At 69.0% G+C, this 18,526-nt stretch carries 21 protein-coding genes; 15 read left to right on the top strand and 6 right to left on the bottom strand.

Annotation, left to right across the window (positions count from 1 at the left end):
• Together recR and AWC14_RS01035 are read left to right on the top strand one after the other, a co-directional pair.
• Entirely contained in the window at nt 1-612 is a 612-nt protein-coding gene (gene recR / locus AWC14_RS01040) for a recombination mediator RecR (protein ID WP_045376032.1), read from the top strand.
• Between the two features lie 98 nt (nt 613-710).
• Complete coding sequence (locus AWC14_RS01035; RefSeq protein ID WP_045376029.1) at nt 711-1,559, top strand: PDDEXK family nuclease; 849 nt, start codon at nt 711-713, stop codon at nt 1,557-1,559.
• Between the two features lies 1 nt (nt 1,560).
• Here the strand turns inward: AWC14_RS01035 and AWC14_RS01030 are convergent, their stop codons facing one another.
• Nucleotides 1,561-2,256, bottom strand: coding sequence for a type 1 glutamine amidotransferase (locus AWC14_RS01030; protein ID WP_045376026.1), 696 nt, complete (start codon nt 2,254-2,256; stop codon nt 1,561-1,563).
• Complete coding sequence (locus AWC14_RS01025) at nt 2,253-3,476, bottom strand: Mur ligase family protein (protein ID WP_045376023.1); 1,224 nt, start codon at nt 3,474-3,476, stop codon at nt 2,253-2,255. The genes AWC14_RS01030 and AWC14_RS01025 overlap by 4 nt, the downstream gene beginning before the upstream one ends.
• A 130-nt stretch (nt 3,477-3,606) precedes the next feature.
• On the opposite strand from AWC14_RS01025, the gene AWC14_RS01020 reads away from it, so the two are divergent.
• Nucleotides 3,607-4,596, top strand: a complete 990-nt coding sequence (locus tag AWC14_RS01020) for a DEDDh family exonuclease (RefSeq protein WP_045376020.1) — start codon at nt 3,607-3,609, stop codon at nt 4,594-4,596.
• On the opposite strand, the gene AWC14_RS01015 is transcribed toward AWC14_RS01020, so the two are convergent.
• Together AWC14_RS01015 and leuA are read right to left on the bottom strand one after the other, a co-directional pair.
• Nucleotides 4,593-4,931: an SHOCT domain-containing protein gene (locus AWC14_RS01015; protein WP_045376017.1), complete on the bottom strand. Its 339-nt coding sequence runs from the start codon at nt 4,929-4,931 to the stop codon at nt 4,593-4,595. The genes AWC14_RS01020 and AWC14_RS01015 overlap by 4 nt on opposite strands.
• Before the next feature lie 9 nt (nt 4,932-4,940).
• Complete coding sequence (gene leuA, locus AWC14_RS01010; RefSeq protein ID WP_428838926.1) at nt 4,941-6,749, bottom strand: 2-isopropylmalate synthase; 1,809 nt, start codon at nt 6,747-6,749, stop codon at nt 4,941-4,943.
• Between the two features lie 215 nt (nt 6,750-6,964).
• Between leuA and AWC14_RS01005 the strand changes: the two genes are divergently transcribed.
• The 12 genes from AWC14_RS01005 to egtE all read left to right on the top strand — a co-directional run bounded on the left by AWC14_RS01005 (nt 6,965) and on the right by egtE (nt 17,927).
• On the top strand, nt 6,965-8,230 hold the full coding sequence (locus tag AWC14_RS01005) for an aspartate kinase (protein WP_045376012.1): 1,266 nt from the start codon (nt 6,965-6,967) through the stop codon (nt 8,228-8,230).
• Nucleotides 8,231-9,262, top strand: coding sequence for an aspartate-semialdehyde dehydrogenase (locus tag AWC14_RS01000; protein WP_045376009.1), 1,032 nt, complete (start codon nt 8,231-8,233; stop codon nt 9,260-9,262).
• 97 nt (nt 9,263-9,359) lie between these two features.
• Nucleotides 9,360-10,403 carry a DUF4185 domain-containing protein gene (locus AWC14_RS00995; protein ID WP_142281491.1) on the top strand — a complete coding sequence of 348 codons (1,044 nt, stop codon included), beginning with the start codon at nt 9,360-9,362 and terminating at the stop codon, nt 10,401-10,403.
• Nucleotides 10,404-10,476: 73 nt separating this feature from the next.
• Nucleotides 10,477-10,803 (top strand): hypothetical protein, encoded by a 327-nt coding sequence (locus AWC14_RS00990; protein WP_045376002.1) that lies wholly within the window; start codon nt 10,477-10,479, stop codon nt 10,801-10,803.
• Between the two features lie 102 nt (nt 10,804-10,905).
• Nucleotides 10,906-11,280, top strand: a complete 375-nt coding sequence (locus tag AWC14_RS28870; protein ID WP_045375999.1) for a hypothetical protein — start codon at nt 10,906-10,908, stop codon at nt 11,278-11,280.
• Between the two features lie 108 nt (nt 11,281-11,388).
• Entirely contained in the window at nt 11,389-11,817 is a 429-nt protein-coding gene (locus AWC14_RS27870) for an organic hydroperoxide resistance protein (protein ID WP_193393842.1), read from the top strand.
• Nucleotides 11,818-11,820: 3 nt separating this feature from the next.
• Nucleotides 11,821-12,462 (top strand): sensor domain-containing protein, encoded by a 642-nt coding sequence (locus AWC14_RS27865; protein ID WP_045375993.1) that lies wholly within the window; start codon nt 11,821-11,823, stop codon nt 12,460-12,462.
• A 123-nt stretch (nt 12,463-12,585) separates the two neighbouring features.
• Nucleotides 12,586-13,863 carry an ergothioneine biosynthesis glutamate--cysteine ligase EgtA gene (gene egtA, locus AWC14_RS00975; RefSeq protein WP_045375990.1) on the top strand — a complete coding sequence of 426 codons (1,278 nt, stop codon included), beginning with the start codon at nt 12,586-12,588 and terminating at the stop codon, nt 13,861-13,863.
• Nucleotides 13,860-15,137, top strand: a complete 1,278-nt coding sequence (gene egtB / locus AWC14_RS00970) for an ergothioneine biosynthesis protein EgtB (protein WP_045375987.1) — start codon at nt 13,860-13,862, stop codon at nt 15,135-15,137. The genes egtA and egtB overlap by 4 nt, the downstream gene beginning before the upstream one ends.
• Nucleotides 15,137-15,829 (top strand): ergothioneine biosynthesis protein EgtC, encoded by a 693-nt coding sequence (gene egtC / locus AWC14_RS00965; RefSeq protein WP_045375985.1) that lies wholly within the window; start codon nt 15,137-15,139, stop codon nt 15,827-15,829. Before egtB ends, egtC begins: the two co-directional genes overlap by 1 nt.
• The gene (gene egtD / locus AWC14_RS00960; RefSeq protein ID WP_045375983.1) at nt 15,826-16,791 is read left to right on the top strand and encodes an L-histidine N(alpha)-methyltransferase; all 966 of its coding nucleotides are present in this window, start codon (nt 15,826-15,828) and stop codon (nt 16,789-16,791) included. The genes egtC and egtD overlap by 4 nt, the downstream gene beginning before the upstream one ends.
• Nucleotides 16,677-17,927 (top strand): ergothioneine biosynthesis PLP-dependent enzyme EgtE, encoded by a 1,251-nt coding sequence (gene egtE / locus AWC14_RS00955; protein ID WP_142281490.1) that lies wholly within the window; start codon nt 16,677-16,679, stop codon nt 17,925-17,927. The genes egtD and egtE overlap by 115 nt, the downstream gene beginning before the upstream one ends.
• On the opposite strand, the gene AWC14_RS00950 is transcribed toward egtE, so the two are convergent.
• Nucleotides 17,905-18,306, bottom strand: coding sequence for a PIN domain-containing protein (locus tag AWC14_RS00950; RefSeq protein WP_057003344.1), 402 nt, complete (start codon nt 18,304-18,306; stop codon nt 17,905-17,907). The genes egtE and AWC14_RS00950 overlap by 23 nt on opposite strands.
• On the bottom strand, nt 18,297-18,524 hold the full coding sequence (locus AWC14_RS00945; protein WP_045375978.1) for a type II toxin-antitoxin system VapB family antitoxin: 228 nt from the start codon (nt 18,522-18,524) through the stop codon (nt 18,297-18,299). Before AWC14_RS00945 ends, AWC14_RS00950 begins: the two co-directional genes overlap by 10 nt.
• Nucleotides 18,525-18,526 lie beyond the last annotated feature (2 nt).

Here is an 18,526-nt window from a genome sequence, read left to right as displayed (position 1 = left end):
TTGTTTGAAGGGCCGGTCCAGGATCTGATCGACGAGCTCGGCAAGCTGCCGGGGATCGGGCCGAAGAGCGCCCAGCGCATTGCCTTCCACCTGTTGTCCGTCGAACCGGCCGACATCGACCGGCTGACCGCGGTGCTGGGCAGGGTTCGCGACGGCGTGCGGTTCTGCGCGGTGTGCGGCAATGTCTCCGACGACGAACGCTGCCGGATCTGCGCCGACCCGCGCCGCGACGGCTCGTTGGTGTGCGTCGTCGAGGAGCCCAAAGACGTCCAGGCCATCGAGCGCACCCGCGAATTCCGCGGCCGCTACCACGTGCTGGGCGGGGCGTTGGATCCGCTGTCCGGGGTCGGTCCCGAGCAGCTGCGGATCCGCGAGCTGCTGAACCGAATCGGTGAGCAGGTCGACGGCGTCGACATCACGGAGGTCATCATCGCCACCGACCCGAACACCGAGGGCGAGGCGACGGCCACCTACCTGGTGCGGATGCTGCGCGACATCCCCGGCCTGACCGTCACGCGGATTGCGTCCGGGCTGCCGATGGGCGGGGATCTGGAATTCGCCGACGAGCTGACGCTGGGCCGCGCGTTGACGGGCCGCCGCGCGATGGCCTAGCTGCGCCGACACTTAAACGTCTGCGACGACACGCCGGGGCGCCTCGCAATGGTTTAAGTCTCGGCGGACGTGTCAGTAGGGCGTGACAACGTTCGGCCATGGACGACGTGTTTGTGGGCAGCGAGGCTGTACAGCAGGGGAGGCTGAGCCCATATCAATTGCGGACCGAGTGCCGCTCGATCTATCCCAACGTCTATGTGGCCGATTACGCAGTCCCATCGCTTCGAACGCGTTCGACGGCAGCGTGGCTGTGGTCGGGTAGGCGCGCAGTGCTGGCCGGACTAGCCGCCGCAGCGCTGCATGGCGCCAAGTGGATCGACGATGACGAGCCCGTCGAGTTGATCTGGCGCAACCCAAATCCGCCGGCAGGCCTGATAACCCGTAATCAACGTTTGGCGGAGGACGAGGTCACCCACGTCGCACGGCTGCCGGTTACCACTGTCGCGCGCACCGCCTATGACCTGAGTCGGCAACTACCGCGCGGTCAGGCGGTCGCCCGCCTCGACGCTCTCATGCGGGCCACACCGTTTTCAGCGGAGGACGTGTTGCTGCTGGCCAAGCGCTATCCGGGTGCTCGCGGTCTACGGAGGTTGCGTACAGCCCTCCCCTTGGTCGACGGCGGGGCGGCGTCACCCAAAGAGACGTGGCTACGGCTGCTCCTGATCGACGCCGGATTGCCCAATCCGACCACGCAGATACCGGTGCACGAGAACTGGCATCTGGTTGCCCTGCTCGACATGGGTTGGGAGCAGTACAAAGTCGCGGCCGAGTACGACGGCGATCACCACCGCAGCGACCCCAAGCAGTGGCGGAAGGATCAACGGCGGCTGCGCAAGCTGGACGCGATGGGCTGGATCGTTATCCGGGTGATCGCCGGGGACACGCCAAACGATGTCATCGGGCGCGTTCGCGCCGCCCTGGTCCGTCGGGGTTACCGCGAGACTTAAGTCAGCCGCGCAGGCGTTCGCGGCGCAGCAACTCCACCTCGGGCAGCTCCAGCGGCGGCAAGTCCCCGACAACCCGGCTCAGCAGGTAATCGGCGAGCTCTGGATTGCGGGCCAGACACGGCCCGTGCATGTAGGTCGCGACGACGCTGCCCTGCACCACGCCGTCGAACCCGTCGCCGGCCCGGTTGCCGGCGCCCTTAACCACAGCGCCGAGCGGCCTCGCGGCCGGGCCCAATACCGTCCCGCCCCGGTGGTTCTCGAAACCGGTCAGCGGCTGCGTCAACGCGTCCAGCAGCGGCTTGCTGACCACCTCGCCGATCGTGCGCTTGGCCTGCGGCGAGGTCGTCGCGTCGAGCAGGCCGACACCGTCGACCCGCTCGCCCGCCGACGTCTCGTACCACTGCCCCAGCACCTGGATGGCCGCGCAGATCGCCAGCACCGGCGCACCGCGTGCCACCGCGCGTTGCAGGCCCGGATGCTTGATCAAGTGCCTGGTCGCCAGCCGCTGCGCGTAGTCCTCCGCGCCGCCGAGCGTGTACACATCGAGACTTTCCGGCACCGGGTCGGCCAGCGTGATCTCGACGATCTCCGCGGCGATGCCCCGCAACCGCAGCCGCTGCCGCAGCACCACGGCGTTGCCGCCGTCGCCGTAGGTGCCCATCACGTCGGGCAGCACCAGCCCGATCCGCACGGTCATCGCTCAAGCCTTCGCTGCAGCTGCAGAAACGCCGTGTAGTTGGCGACGACCTCCACGCGCCCCGGCGGACACGACGCGATGGCCCTGACGGTGTCGTGCACGAGGCTGTGCTGCACCCCCGCATACCCAAGCCGTACCGCCAGATCCGTGCCCCGCTCGCCGGCCGCGACGACGGTGGTGTCCTCGAAGTGCTCGAAGTGCACGTCCCACAGCCAGGACAGGTCTTCGCCGTCGGGCACCTGCCCGTTGACCGCGATGACGACGCCCGCCGCGTGTTTGTCGACCATCGACAGCGCCTCCTGCCAGCCGGCGGGGTTTTTAGCCAGCAGGACCCGGACATCGTGGTCGCCCACCTGGACCGTGCGGTACCGCCCCGCCACCTCTGCGACCCCCGAGACAGCCTCGACGGCCGAAGCCGGGTCGGCGCCTAGTGCGACGGCGGCCGCCACCGCCTGGGCGGCGTTGCCCCGGTTGACCGCGCCGGGCAGCGCCAGCCGCATCGGCAGCGCCAGGCCGTCCGGGCCGTAGAGCATCTCGTCGTCGAACCACCACTGCGCGCTGGGCCGCTTGAAGTCCGCGCCGGTGGAATACCAGTGCGCCTTGTCGCGGACGATCACCTCGCCGCTGCGCGGGCAACTCACCGAGTCGGCTGCCCAGCCGCCGCCGGCCGCCACCCACACCACCTCGGGGCAGTCGTAGGCCGCCGACGTCATCAGCACGTCGTCGCAGTTGGCGACGACCACCGTCTTGGGGTGGCGGGCCAGCCCGGTCCGCAGCGTCCGTTCGATCACGTTGATCTCGCCGACCCGGTCGAGCTGGTCGCGGGACAGGTTGAGCAAGACGACGACGCTGGGCTCGACCGCATCGGCGACGTGCGGGACGTGCATCTCGTCGACCTCCAACGCGGCCAGCCCCGCGTCACGCCGGGCCGCCAGTGCGGCCACCAGGCCGGCGTCCATGTTGGCGCCTTCGGCGTTGGTGGCCACCACGCCGAGTGTGCCGAGCGCCGCCGCGGTCATCCGGGTGGTCGTCGACTTGCCGTTGGTTCCGGTCACGATCACCGTGCGCCGGCCCGACCCCAGCTGACGCAGGATCGAGCGGTCCAGCGTCATCGCGACCAGCCCGCCGACCATGGCGCCGGCCCCGCGGCCGGTCGCCCGCGATGCCCACCGCGCGCCGGCTCCGGCGGCCAGCGCCAAGCGTCCACGGGCGGTGATCACCCGCAGGAGTTTAGGGCGATCGCGAGCGCGGCGCTTGCGCCGGGCGCTGCGGGTCGGCCTCGGTGACTTAAGTTCACGACACGAGCCGCAGCGAACCGGCGATGTCGGTCCGCCGTGCCATCCTCCCTTTATGGGGACGATCTGGGGTCGGCCGGCCGATGAACCCTGCACCGGCTGGGCCGTCATCGATGTCGAAACCTCGGGCTTCCGGCCGGGCCACGCCCGGATCATCAGCCTTGCGGCGCTTGCCCTCGACACCCACGGGCGCGTCGAGCAATCCGTGGTCAGCCTGCTGAACCCCGGAGTCGACCCCGGCCCCACCCACGTCCACGGCCTGACCGCCGCCATGCTCGAAGACCAGCCGCAGTTCGCCGACATCGTCGACGACGTGGTCAAAGTGCTCGACGGCCGCACGCTGGTCGCGCACAACGTCGCGTTCGACTACTCGTTCCTGGCCGCCGAGGCCGAGATCGCCGACGCCGAACTGCCCATCGACTCGGTCATGTGCACGGTCGAGCTGGCCCGACGGCTCGTGCTTGGCGTCGACAACCTGCGGCTGGAGACGCTGGCCGCGCATTGGGGCGTGGCGCAGCGCCGGCCACACGACGCATTCGACGACGCGCTGGTGCTCACCCGGGTGCTGGGCGCCGCGCTCGAGCGGGCACGCGAGCGCGACGTGTGGCTGCCGGTGCGGCCGGTCACCCGCCGCCGCTGGCCCAACGGCCGTGTCACCCACGAGGAGCTGCGGCCGCTGAAGATGCTGGCGTCCCGGATGCCGTGCCCGTATCTCAACCCGGGCCCGTACGTGCGAGGCCGGCCGCTGGTGCAGGGCATGCGGGTGGCGCTGGCCGCCGAATGCAGCCGCACGCACGAGGAATTGGTCGAGCGGATCCTGCACGCCGGGCTGGCCTACACCGACGCCGTCGACCTCGACACCTCGCTGGTGGTCTGCAACGAGCCGCGGCCGGAACACGGCAAGGGCTACCTGGCGCGCGAGCTCGGTGTCCCGATGGTTTCCGACGCGCAGTTCATGGAGAGCGTCGGCGCCGTCGTCGGCGGCACCGGCGTCGAGGACTTTACCGAACCCGACGACGTCGGCGAGCAGTTCGCGCTGTTCTAACGGATCGCCTTGGCCTTCAGGGCGTCGAACTCGGCCGGGGTGATGGTTCCGGCGTCCAGCAGTTCCTTGGCATGCGCGATCTCCTGGGCCGGTGACGGCCCAGCGGCTTCCCGCGCCCGCACGGTCATGCTCTGACCGCGGGTGATCAGGTAGATCAGCGCGGTCAGGTACGGAAACAGGATCAGGCAGGCCACCCACAGCGCCTTGACCCGGCCCGAGGTTTGGTGGTCACGCCAGAACAGGTCGCCGATGATATTGAACAGGATCAGCAGGTAGGCAATGAAAGCGAACGCCACGATCGCCGACCACAAGAAGTCCCAGAACGTGTGCAGCATCTTCGGCTCCTAACGGGATGCGCGGTTGACCGCCGAGACCACGGCACGCAGCGACGCGGTGGTGATCGACGGGGCGATGCCCACGCCCCACACCGTCCGGCCGGCTATCGATGCCTCCACATACGCGGCGGCCTGCGCCTCCTCGCCGGCCGACATCGCGTGCTCGGAGTAGTCCAAAACGTGGACATGGATGCCGACATGGCTCAACGCGTCGACGAACGCCGCCAGCGGGCCGTTGCCGGTGCCGCTGATCTCGGTCTCGGTCCCGTCGATCTTGACGACGGCCTCGATGCGGTCGGTGCCGCCGTCCACCTCGGAGGCGATCACCCGCTGCCGCATCCGCTCCAGCGGCCGCACCGGGGCCAGGTACTCCTCGGCGAACGCATCCCACATCTCCTTGGGGCTGACCTCGCCGCCCTCGCCGTCGGCGATCTTCTGGATGACCTGGGAAAATTCGATCTGCAGCCGCCGCGGCAGCGCCAGCCCGTGGTCGGCCTTCATGATGTAGGCCACCCCGCCCTTGCCGGACTGCGAGTTGACCCGGATCACCGCCTCGTAGGTGCGGCCGACGTCGCGCGGGTCGATCGGCAGATACGGCACCTGCCACAGCATGTCCTCGACATCGGTGTCCGCGGCGTCGGCGTCGACCTTCATCTGGTCCAGGCCCTTGTTGATGGCGTCCTGGTGGCTGCCGGAGAACGCCGTGTACACCAGGTCGCCGCCGTAGGGGTGACGCTCGTGCACCGGCAGCTGGTTGCAGTACTCCACGGTGCGACGGATCTCGTCGATGTTGGAGAAGTCGATCTGCGGGTCGACGCCGCGGGAAAACAGGTTCAGCCCCAGCGTGACCAGGCAGACGTTGCCGGTGCGTTCGCCGTTGCCGAACAGGCAGCCCTCGATCCGGTCGGCGCCGGCCTGATAACCCAATTCGGCTGCGGCGACGGCAGTTCCGCGGTCGTTGTGCGGATGCAGGCTCAAGATCACTGAGTCGCGGCGTTTCAGATTGCGGCTCATCCACTCGATCGAGTCGGCGTACACGTTGGGCGTGGCCATCTCGACTGTGGCCGGCAGGTTGAAGATGATCGGGTTGTCCGGCGTGGGTTCGATGACGTCGCCGACCGCGTCGCAAACCTGCTTGGCGTACTCCAGCTCAGTTCCGGTGTAGGACTCAGGCGAGTACTCGAGCCGCCATTGTGTGCCAGGGTATTTCGCCGCCTCCTCGACGCACTTGCGGGCGCCTTGTACCGCGATCTCCTGCACGGCGGGCCGGTCGGCGCGAAAAACCACGCGCCGCTGCAGGATCGACGTCGAGTTGTAGAAGTGCACGATCGCCCGAGGCGCGCCCTCGCACGCCACGAAGGTGCGCTCGATCAGCTCGGGCCGGCACTGGGTCAGCACCTGGATCGTGACGTCGTCGGGAATGGCGTCCTGCTCGATGATCTCGCGGATGAAGTCGAAATCGGTCTGGCTGGCCGACGGGAAACCGACCTCGATCTCCTTGTAGCCCATCCGGACCAGCAGGTCGAACATCCGGCGCTTGCGGGCCGGGCTCATCGGGTCGATCAGCGCCTGGTTGCCGTCGCGCAGGTCGACCGCGCACCACATCGGCGCTGTGCTGATGACGCGGTCCGGCCAGGTGCGGTCGGTCAGCCGGACGGGTTCGACTTCGTCGGCGAACGGGCGGTACCGGTGGATCGGCATCGCCGATCCGCGCTGGGTGTTCCAGGCCGGCTGGCCGGGGTTGGGCGCGCCGGCCGGTTTGGTGATGGTGCGACTGGCCGAAAACGCGTCAGGCGAGTCGGGAGGAAAGCTGGTCACGGTGATTGCTCCGGGGTGTCTAGAGGGATCTCAGACCGGCGCATCGCGAACACCCGCGACGGGAAGCCGGTCTGCGATCAGACCCCGTCGCGGCGTCCGAGAAGGAGCACCCGCTGCACGTCGAACACTTTACCGCGCCCGCAGCGCTCACCCAAAACGGTGCTCAGCGCATCCACGTATTCTGTTGTCGACCAAAACCCCGGGAAAGGACGACAGTGGCGCTCGTCGTGCAGAAGTACGGCGGATCGTCGGTGGCCGACGCCGAACGGATCCGCCGCGTCGCCGAGCGCATCGTCGAAACCAAGAAGCAGGGCAACGACGTCGTCGTGGTCGTCTCCGCGATGGGCGACACCACCGACGATCTGCTCGAGCTGGCCCAGCAGGTGTGCCCGGTGCCGCCGGCACGCGAACTGGACATGCTACTGACCGCCGGCGAGCGCATCTCCAATGCGCTCGTGGCCATGGCAATCGAATCGCTGGGCGCCAAGGCCCGCTCGTTCACCGGCTCGCAGGCCGGTGTGATCACGACCGGCGCGCACGGCAAGGCCAAGATCATCGACGTCACCCCGGCGCGGCTGCAGACCGCGCTCGACGAAGGGCTGATCGTTCTGGTCGCCGGGTTCCAGGGCGTCAGCCAGGACACCAAGGACGTCACCACGCTGGGCCGCGGCGGCTCGGACACCACGGCGGTCGCCTTGGCCGCGGCGCTGGGCGCCGACGTCTGCGAGATCTACACCGACGTCGACGGCATCTTTTCCGCGGACCCGCGAATCGTGCCCACTGCCCGCCGGCTGGAGACGGTCACCTTCGAGGAGATGCTCGAGTTGGCGGCCTGCGGCGCGAAGGTGCTGATGCTGCGCTGCGTGGAATACGCCCGCCGCTACAACATTCCGGTGCACGTCCGCTCGTCGTACTCGGACAAGCCCGGCACCGTCGTCACCGGATCGATCAAGGACAAGCCCATGGAAGACCCCATCCTGACCGGCGTCGCGCACGACCGCAGCGAGGCCAAGGTGACCGTCGTCGGCATCCCGGACATCCCGGGGTACGCGGCCAAGGTGTTCCGCGCCGTCGCCGACGCCGACGTCAACATCGACATGGTGTTGCAGAACGTCTCCAAGGTCGAAAACGGCAAGACCGACATCACGTTCACCTGCCCGCGCGACAGCGGGCCGTCGGCGGTGGAGAAGCTGGACTCGCTCAAGGAGGAGATCGGCTTTTCCCAGGTGCTCTACGACGACCACATCGGCAAGGTGTCGCTGGTCGGCGCGGGCATGCGCAGCCACCCCGGCGTCACCGCCACCTTCTGCGAGGCGCTGGCCGGCGTCGGCGTCAACATCGACCTGATCTCCACCTCGGAGATCCGGATTTCTGTGCTGGTCAGGGACACCGAGCTGGACAAGGCCGTGCTCGCGCTGCACGAGGCGTTCGGATTCGGCGGAGCCGAGGAAGCCACCGTCTACGCCGGGACAGGACGCTAGATGGTTGCCATCGGAGTAGTGGGCGCCACCGGGCAAGTGGGCCAGGTTATGCGCACGCTGCTGGAGGACCGGGACTTCCCGGCAACCAGCGTGCGGTTTTTCGCCTCGGCCCGCTCGCAGGGTCGCAAGCTGGCGTTCCGCGGCCAGGAGATCGAGGTCGAGGACGCCGAAACCGCGGACCCGACCGGGCTGGACATCGCGTTGTTCTCCGCGGGCGGGGCGATGTCGCGAGTTCACGCGCCGCGGTTCGCGGCCGCCGGAGTCACGGTGATCGACAACTCGTCGGCATGGCGCAAGGACCCCGACGTGCCGCTGGTGGTCTCCGAGGTCAACTTCGCCGACGCGCGTAACCGGCCGAAAGGCATTATCGCCAACCCGAATTGCACGACGATGGCCGCGATGCCGGTGCTCAAGGTGCTGCACGACGAGGCGCGGCTGGTGCGCCTGGTGGCCTCGACGTATCAGGCTGTTTCCGGCAGCGGCGTCGCGGGGGTGGCGGAGCTGGCCGGGCAGGTGCGCTCGGTGGTCGACGGCGCCGAGCTGCTGGTGCACAACGGCAGCGCGCTGGCGTTCCCGCCGCCGAAAACCTACGTCGCACCGATCGCGTTCAACGTGGTGCCGCTGGCCGGATCGCTTGCCGACGACGGCTCCGGCGAGACCGACGAGGACCAGAAGCTGCGCAACGAAAGCCGCAAGATCCTGGGCATCCCCGACCTGCTGGTCAGCGGCACCTGCGTGCGGGTGCCGGTGTTCACCGGCCACTGCTTGTCGATCAATGCCGAGTTCGCCCAACCACTTTCACCCGAGCGGGCCCGCCAGCTGCTCGACGGCGCCCCGGGCGTCAAGCTGGTCGACGTGCCCACCCCGCTGGCCGCCGCCGGCGTCGACGAATCGCTGGTCGGCCGGATCCGGCACGATCCGGGGGTTCCCGACGGACGCGGTCTGGCCCTGTTCGTCGCCGGCGACAATCTGCGCAAGGGCGCGGCGCTGAACACCATCCAGATCGCTGAGCTGCTGGTCGCCGAATTGTGACCCGGGCGTGAGCTCGCCCGCCCGCCTAGCGCTCCTCGTTCTGTGTTTGCTTGCGCCGCTTAGTGTTTCGCGTGCCTACGCCGATCCGCCCGCGCCGATGCCCGAGCCCATCCTGCAGCCGCTGGCAGAGGGCCAGGTGATCCGGATCGGTCCGACCGCCGGAACCGGTACGCCCACCCGCGATTACGGAATCGGCGCCACCGATCTGTGCGAGTTCATGGAATTCCCCAGCGAAGTGCTCCAAGTCTGCGGCGACAGCTTCGCCGGCGAGGGTGTCGGGTTCGGTGGCTGGTATTCGCCGATCGCATTGCGGGTCGACACGGCATCCGTCGACGACCCGGCAGGAGTGCGCTACACCGGAGTGACGGGCGTATGGCAGCCGCTGCTGGCCGATCCGACCCCGCCGGGTTCGTCGCAGCTGCCGGCCGGCGTCGTGCAGATCAACCGGCAGAACTACCTGCTGGTCACCACCACCAAAGAACTGGCGCCGCAGAACTCCCGATTGGTGAAAGCCCAACCAGCACATGGACTTTGGCAGACAGTAGCCGGTTCGGTACGGGACGCGTCCTACCAGGACGGCGGCCAGTCGCAGATCAGCGGCTACTACGATCCGATCCCGTCAGCCGAGTCGCCCAGCGGCTGGGTTTACATCGTCGCCGACAGTTTCCAGCGCAACCACCCGGTGACGTTGTACCGGGTGACACCGGAGAACTTCGGTGACCGGTCCCGGTGGCAGGGCTGGGCATCCGGTCCGGGCGGAGGTTGGGGCAAGCCGCCGACACCGTTGTGGGACGACCAGGTGGGCGAGATGAGCTTTGCGCAGATCGACGGCAAGGCGGTGCTGTCGTATTTCAACGCCACCAACGGAAACATGGAAGTACGGGTGGCCAACGACCCGACATCGCTGGGTACCGCGCCGGTGACCACGGTGGTCCAGCACGACGAGTGGCCCGATCCGGCCGAGAGCCTGCCGCCGCCGTATGACAACCGGTTGGCCCAGCCGTACGGCGGCTACATCTCGCCGGGTTCGACGCTGGACGAGTTGCGGGTTTTCATCAGCCAGTGGAATAACGCCGATCCCCGCGCCCGGGCGCCCTATCGGGTAATCCAGTTTGCGGTCAACCCGTTCAAGCCCGACTGAGCGGGTTGCACTCATAGCTGTTTCATAGCCGGCACCTAGCGCGCGCTGGCCGTTGCCCGCGCATCATTCAGGCATGAGTGAAACACCTGAAACACCTACCACGCGGACGCCCGCCGCTACGGCGCCGGCGTCACCTGCAAAGCCGTACTGGCTCTACCGGCTCGCGGCCTGGGTCGTGATTGTCGCCGGCATCCTGTACATCGTCACGACCATTTTCTTCGCCGGCTACCGGATCGCCGGCCATCACGGTCACCACGGCCACCACCACGGGCATCACCACCCCGCGATGTTCCATCAACGCGGGCCCGGCGGTCCGCAGGGCGGCCCGGGCGCCGGCGTCCCCGGACCCGGGCAGCCGCCGGCGTCGATTGCTCCGTCCACCGCTCCTGCCCGCCCATAGCACCGCGACCACGAGCCCGGCGTCCCGACGATGGGACGCCGGGCTCCCGACTCTCTGATCGCGTGCATGGTTGCGATCGCCGCGAGGGCGCATGATCGAGCTATGACCGAAACACCCGAACCCCCCACTCCTCCGCCACCACCCCCGCCTTATGCGGCACCGCCGAGCAGGCTCTACCAAGTCGCCGCGTGGGTGGTGATCGTCGCCGGCATCGTGTTCATCGTCGCGACGATCTTCTTCACCGGCGCCGCGGTCGCCGGGCATCAGCACTACCGCCATCACCACCACGGCATGTTCGGCCCCGGCGGTCCGCCGCCACCCGGAAGCGGGCAGTGGGTGTTCGTCGTCCCCGGTGGCCCCGGCGGGCCGCCGATGATGCCGATGATGCCCGGCGGCCCGGGCATGGGACCGGGCATGAGCCCCGGCCCGTCGCCGTCGACCACCGCGCCGGCGCCTCCTCCGCCGCCGCGCCCATAGCGGCCCGCCGCGGAAATTAATGCCGCCAAACAGAAGCCAGGGCTGCGCTCGAGCTGGAATCGCTGCCCTAGGTTCTGTTTCACGGGCAGGGTTGGCATGATCGAGCCCATGAGCATCGAACTCGTTTTCACCACGGAGTCCACGGCAACCGGCGGCGGCCGCGACGGTCATGTGAAGTCATCGGACGGTCGCATCGACCTCGACACCCGGCCGCCGAAGGAGATGGGCGGCAGTGGCGACGGCACCAACCCCGAGCAGCTGTTCTCGGCCGGGTATGCGGCCTGTTTCCTCGGTGCGCTCCGGCTGGTCGCCGGCAAGTCCAACGTCAAGCTCGACGACGCCACCAACGTCACCGTCGAGGTCGGGTTCGGCAAGGATCCCGCGGGTGGTTTCGGGTTGACCGGCAAGATCATCGGCTACCTGCCCGGCCTGGAGCAGAAGGCCGCCGACGACCTGATGCACCAGGCGCACCAGGTGTGCCCCTACTCCAAGGCCACCCGGGGCAACGTCGACATCGACGTGTCGGCCAAGGTCTAACCCGTGGGGCGAACCGCTGCCGCGGCGGTGGGCATCGGCCTTGCCCTTGCAGCGGCCCCGACCGCGGCCGCCCGCCCCTCGGATCCCGGCGTGGTCAACTACGCGGTGATGGGCAAGGGTTCGGTGGGCAACATCGTCGGTGGTCCGATGCGTTGGGAGTCGGTGTCCACCGAGCCGTACCAGGGATATTGGGTCGACGACCCGGTGTGCAACAACTGGGCCGACATCGGGTTGCCCGAGGTCTACAACGATCCCGACCTGGCGTCGTTCAACAGCGCCATCACCCAGACGTCGGCCACCGACAAGGCGCACTTCGTCAAGCAGGCGGTGGGCGTCTTTGCCACGGGTGACGCTGCGGGCCGCGCCTTTCACCGCGTGGTGGACCGCACCGCCGGCTGCTCGGGGCAGACCACCGCGATGCACCTGGACACCGGCGCCACCGAGGTGTGGTCGTTCGACGGCGGCCCACCCGGCGCCACCGACGCGGCGTGGACCAAGCAGGAGGGTGGCACCGACCGGCGCTGCTTCAACCAGACCCGGCTGCGGGAAAACGTGTTGTTGCAGGCAAAGGTCTGCCAGTCGGGCAACGGCGGCCCGGCGGTGAACGTGCTGGCCGGAGCCATGGAAAACGCGCTCGGTCAGTAACACGCCCGAGCAAGGGGAATATGTCGGTGCCCTCTGGAAGATAGAACGTAACGGTTATCGTGGCGATAGCCGCGCGCACGCCAACGGCCCGCGACCACGGTCGGGGCCCGGAGGGATCGGGATATGGCTTTCGCCGTCGCGTCGCAGCTGGATCACACACGCCTCGCCGACGGTGAACTGACCAGTTCGGCGGCCGCCGCGCAATACATCACCGACACCTGCCTGGCTGACGCGCCGCTTGGCCGGGTCGGCCTGGAGGTCGAGGCGCACTGCTACGACCCGCTCGAGCCGCACCGCAGACCCGGCTGGGACGAAATCACCGACGTGCTCGAGTCGCTTCCGCCGATGCCCGGCGGCAGTGCCGTTACCGTGGAACCCGGTGGCGCCGTGGAACTTTCGGGTCCGCCCAGCGACGGCGTGGCGCCGGCCATCGAGGCGATGACCAGCGACCAGGCGGTGCTGCGCAAGGCATTCGCCGGGGCGGGCCTGGGCTTGGTGCAGCTGGGCACCGACCCGCTGCGGCCGGCCAACCGGATCAACCCCGGCGCACGCTATGCCGCCATGGAACAGTTCTTCGCCGCCACCGACACCGGGGTGGCGGGCGCGGCGATGATGACGTCGACGGCATCAATTCAGGTCAACCTGGACGCCGGGCCGCAACCGGGATGGGGTGCGCGAGTGCGGCTGGCGCACGCACTGGGCCCTACGATGATCGCGATCGCCGCCAATTCCCCGCTGCTGGGCGGGAAATTCTCCGGTTGGCTGTCCACCCGCCAGCGGGTGTGGGGTCAGCTGGATTCGGCGCGCTGCGGACCCATTCTGACCGCCAGCGGCGACGATCCCGGAACCGATTGGGCACGCTACGCGCTGAAGGCCCCGGTGATGCTGGTGCACACCCCGGACGCGGTGCCGGTGACGCAGTATGTGCCGTTCGCCGACTGGGCCGACGGGCGGGCGCTGCTCGGCGGGCGCCGCCCGACCACGGCCGATCTGGAATACCACCTCACCACGCTGTTCCCGCCGGTGCGGCCACGGCAGTGGCTCGAAATCCGTTACCTCGACAGCATTCCGGACTCGATGTGGCCCGCAGTGGTGTTCACCTTGGTGGCGTTGCTCGACGACCCGGATACCGCCGACATCGCAGCCGAAGCCGTCGAACCGGTGGCCGGCGCCTGGGACACCGCGGCCCGGGTGGGGCTAGCCGACCGGCGGCTGTACGCCGCGGCCAACCGTTGCGTGGCCGCCGCCGCCGAACGGGCACCCGGCCAGCTCGACCAGGAGATGGGCCGCCTGGTCCAAGCGGTCGAGCAAGGCCGCTGTCCCGCCGACGACTTTTCCGACCGGGTGATCGACGACGGCATCGCACCCACGGTCACCAGGCTGGCGCAGGGAGACCCGTGACGTCACGCGAGACGCTGGCCCGTGGTCTGGCCCGTGCGCGCGAGCGCACCCTGCGGCTGGTCGACTTCGACGACGCCGAGTTGCACCGCCAGTACGACCCACTGATGAGCCCGCTGGTGTGGGACCTCGCCCACATCGGCCAGCAGGAGGAGCTGTGGCTGCTGCGCGGCGGCGACCCGACCCGGCCCGGGCTCCTGCCGCCCGGCGTCGACGGCCTCTACGACGCCTTCCTGCACTCCCGCGCCAGCCGCGCCGACCTGCCGCTGCTCTCGCCGACTGAGGCCCGAAAGTATTGCCGCACAGTGCGATCGGCTGCTCTCGACGCCCTCGACGCGCTGCCCGACGAGCCGGACGCGGACTTCGTCTTCGCGATGGTCATCAGCCACGAAAACCAGCACGACGAGACCATGCTGCAGGCGCTGAACCTGCGCACCGGTGCGCCGCTGTTGGGCTCGGGCGCGGAGTTGCCGCCGGGCCGGCCCGATGTAGCCGGGACGTCGGTGCTGGTGCCAGGCGGACCGTTCGTGCTGGGCGTCGACGCCGCGAGCGAACCGTATTCACTGGACAACGAGCGCCCCGCGCACGTCGTGGATGTCCCGGCGTTCCGGATCGGCCGGGTCCCGGTCACCAACGGCGAATGGCGACAGTTCATCGACGAGTGCGGCTACACCGACAAACGGTGGTGGTCGGAACGCGGCTGGGAGCACCGACAGCGCGCCGGCCTGACAGCGCCGCAGTTCTGGAACCCCGACGGCACACGCACCCGTTTCGGGCACGTCGAGCACATTCCGCCCGGCGAACCGGTCCAGCACGTCACCTACTTCGAGGCCGAGGCCTATGCCTCGTGGGCCGGTGCCCGGCTGCCCACCGAAATCGAGTGGGAGAAGGCCTGCGCGTGGGATCCGGCCGCCGGTGCGCGGCGCCGCTACCCCTGGGGATCCGAGGAACCGTCGGCCGCTCACGCCAACCTCGGCGGTGACGCCCTGCGGCCGGCGCCGGTCGGTGCATATCCGGCCGGGGCGTCGGCCTACGGCGTCGAGCAGATGCTCGGCGACGTCTGGGAATGGACCACCTCGACGCTGCAGCCGTGGCCGGGATTCACGCCGATGATCTACCAGCGCTACTCGCAGCCGTTCTTCGGCGGGGATTACCGGGTCCTGCGCGGCGGGTCGTGGGCGGTGGAGCCGGGGATCCTGCGGCCCAGCTTCCGTAACTGGGATCACCCGATTCGCCGGCAGATCTTCTCCGGTGTCCGCCTGGTCTGGGACGTCTGATGTGCAGGCACCTGGGCTGGTTGGGGCGGGACGTGTCGCTGTCCTCGCTGGTGCTCGACCCGCCGCACGGCCTGCGGACGCAGTCCTACGCGCCGCGCCGGCAAAAGCACGGGTTGCTCAACGCCGACGGTTGGGGGGTGGGGTTTTTCGACGGTGCGACGCCGCGGCGGTGGCGCAGCGCCGCGCCGCTGTGGGGAGATGTGTCGTTCGAATCCGTTGCGCCGGCATTGCGCAGCCATTGCGTGGTGGCGGCGGTGCGCTCCGCGACTGTCAGCATGCCGATCGAGGTCAGCGCAACCGCGCCGTTCACTGATGGCCGGTGGCTGTTGTCCCACAACGGTATCGTCGACCGGCGCGTGCTGCCCGCCGCTCCTGCGGCCGAATCAGTCTGTGACAGCGCTGTTTTGGCTGCACTGGTCTTCGCTCGCGGGGTGGATGCGCTGGGTGATGTGGTCGCGGAGCTCGGTGCCACGGACCCGCATGCTCGACTGAACCTCTTGGCGGGCAACGGGTCTCGCCTTCTCGCCACCACGTGGGGTGACACGTTGTCGTTGCTGCGTCGCGACGACGGCGTGGTGCTGGCCAGCGAACCGTACGACGACGATCCCGGCTGGGAGGACATGCCGGACCGCCATCTGGTCGAGGTCGCCCCCGACGGAATCACTGTGACTCCACTGAAGGGACTTCGATGACGCTGACGCTGTCCAACCACCTGGCCGCAGACTCCGCCTACCACGCGTTGCGGCGCGATGTGCTCGACGGTCTGCGCAGTTCCCCGAAGTCCTTGCCTCCCAAGTGGTTCTACGACTCGGTGGGCAGCGACCTGTTCGACCAGATCACCCGGTTGCCGGAGTACTACCCGACGCGCGCCGAGGCCGAGATTCTGCGGGCCCGATCCGGGGAGATAGCGTCGGTCGCCGGCGCCGACACCCTGGTCGAGCTGGGCAGCGGGACGTCGGAGAAGACTCGGATGCTGCTGGATGCGCTGCGTGCCGGTGGCTCGCTGCGCCGGTTCGTCCCGTTCGACGTCGACGCAAACATGCTGTCCTCGGCCGCGGCCGCCGTCCAGCGTGAATACCCCGGTATCGAAATCGCCGCTGTGTGCGGCGATTTCGAGGAGCATCTGGCCGAGATTCCCGGCGGCGGGCGGCGGCTCTTCGTGTTTTTGGGGTCGACGATCGGCAACCTGACCACCGGCCCGCGTGCGGAGTTCCTGGCGTCGCTGGCCGCGGTGTTACGGCCGGGCGACAGCCTGTTGCTGGGCACCGACCTGGTCAAGGACACCGGCCGACTGGTGCGCGCCTACGACGACGCCGCGGGTGTCACCGCCCGCTTCAATCGCAATGTGCTCGCGGTGATCAATCGGGAACTGGACGCCGATTTCGACGTGCAGGCGTTTGCGCACGTTGCGCGTTGGAACGCCGACGAAGAGCGGATGGAAATGTGGCTGCGGGCCGAGTGTCCGCAACGGGTGCGCATCTGCGCACTCGACCTGACCGTCGAATTCGCCGCCGGAGAAGAGATGCTCACCGAGGTGTCGTGCAAGTTCCGGCCCGAGGCGGTGGCCGCCGAACTGGCGCAGGCAGGACTGCGGCGGACTCGGTGGTGGACCGACGGGGCAGGCGATTTCGGACTCTCACTCGCAGTCAAGTGAGCTTGCCGGACGCCTGGCGGGCCGCCCGCCCACCGGTGGCCGGGCTGCACTTGGACAACGCGGCTTGCTCGCGGCAGAGTTTCGCCGCGCTCGATGCCGCCGCCCGGCATGCCCGCCACGAGGCGGAGGTCGGCGGATACGTCGCGGCCGAAGCCGCCGCGCCGGTGTTGGACGCCGGGCGTGCCGCCGTCGCGGCGCTGGCCGGTATGCCCGACGCGGAGGTGGTGTTCACCACCGGTTCACTGCACGCGCTGGACCTGCTGCTGGGCAGCTGGCCAGGCGGTCGCACGCTGGCCTGCCTGCCGGGTGAGTACGGGCCCAACCTTGCCGTGATGGCCGCACACGGATTCGCCCGCCGCCCACTGCCGGTCGACGGTGACGGCAGAGCCTCGGTCGACGAGGCGGCCGTGCGCCTGGCCGCCGACCCACCCGACCTGGTCCACCTCACCGCGGTGGCCAGCCATCGCGGTGTCGTGCAGCCACTGGCCGAGATGGCGGGACTGTGCGGCGAATTGGGGCTGCCGCTGGTGGTCGACGCGGCTCAGGCGCTGGGCCAGATCGACTGCGCCGTGGGCGCCGACGTGACGTACACGTCGTCGCGCAAATGGCTGGCCGGCCCGCGCGGAGTCGGTGCTATCGCGGTACGAGACGAGTTGATGCAGCGGCTGCGCCCGCGGCTGCCACCGCCGGATTGGGTGTCCTCGCTGCCGGTGGCGCGTCGGCTCGAGCTCGGCGAAGCCAATGTTGCTGCGCGGGTGGGGTTTTCGGTGGCATTGGGTGAGCACCTAGCCTTGGGGCCCGCGCAGGTACGGGCACGACTGGCCGAAGTGGGCCGTGCCACCCGTACTGCTCTGGCCGACGTGCGCGGCTGGCGGGTGGTCGAGGCGGTCGACGAGCCCAGCCCAATCACCACGCTAGCCCCGCTCGACGGCGCCGACCCAGATGCGGTGCGGGCCTGGCTGATTCGCGAGCGGCGGATTGTCACCACCGCAGCGGGAGTGGAGCGGGCCCCGTTGGAACTGACCGCGCCGGTGCTGCGGGTCTCGCCGCACGTCGACACCACCACCGAGGAACTGGAGGCGTTCGCCCAGGCGTTGGCCGAAGCGACCGCGGCTAGCCGAGGCGACGGGCGGTGAGCGGTCGCACCTCGGCGATGCGGGCATAGTCACGGTCAACATGCACAACGCCCAGTCCATGGTGGATGGCCGTTTCAGCGATCAGCAGGGCCGGGATCGGCGTGCGGTGCCACATTCCGTGGTGATGCGCGAGATCGCGCTGAAGTACCAGCGCCCGATCAAGCAGATCGGGGGGAGCGACGACGGTAGGGAAGCTCGCGTGCAGGTCCGCTTGGAGTTGGTCGTAGTCGCGCGCAGAGCGGGCGGAGTAGAGCTGCTCCAGCTCACCGACTGAGCAGACGACGAGCTGTCCGGCGAGTTCGGCAAGCTGGGCACCAATGACGGGATCCGCGGCACGGACGGCTGCGCTTCTGTCGAGGATCCATCCGCTTACCGCCACATCTCCTCCGAGCCCAACACGTCGACGTCGACTCGTTGAGAGAGGCTGTCCAGGTATTGGCGCTGCTTGGCTGCTCTTTCGTCATGGGCGGACTCCGCCTGAGCAGCGGCCTGCCGCAGTGCCTCCTCGACCGTCGCGCGGGTAGTGGGCAGGCCCAACGCACGTTTCGCCCGCGCTAGAAGGTCCCCGTCGATTTCGATCGTTGTCCGCTTAGGCATGC

The organism is Mycobacterium kyorinense (assembly GCF_002101735.1).
Classification (GTDB): Bacteria; Actinomycetota; Actinomycetes; order Mycobacteriales; family Mycobacteriaceae; genus Mycobacterium; species Mycobacterium kyorinense.
Note: the sequence above shows the minus strand (reverse complement) of the source record. Positions and strands in the feature narration are given on the sequence as shown.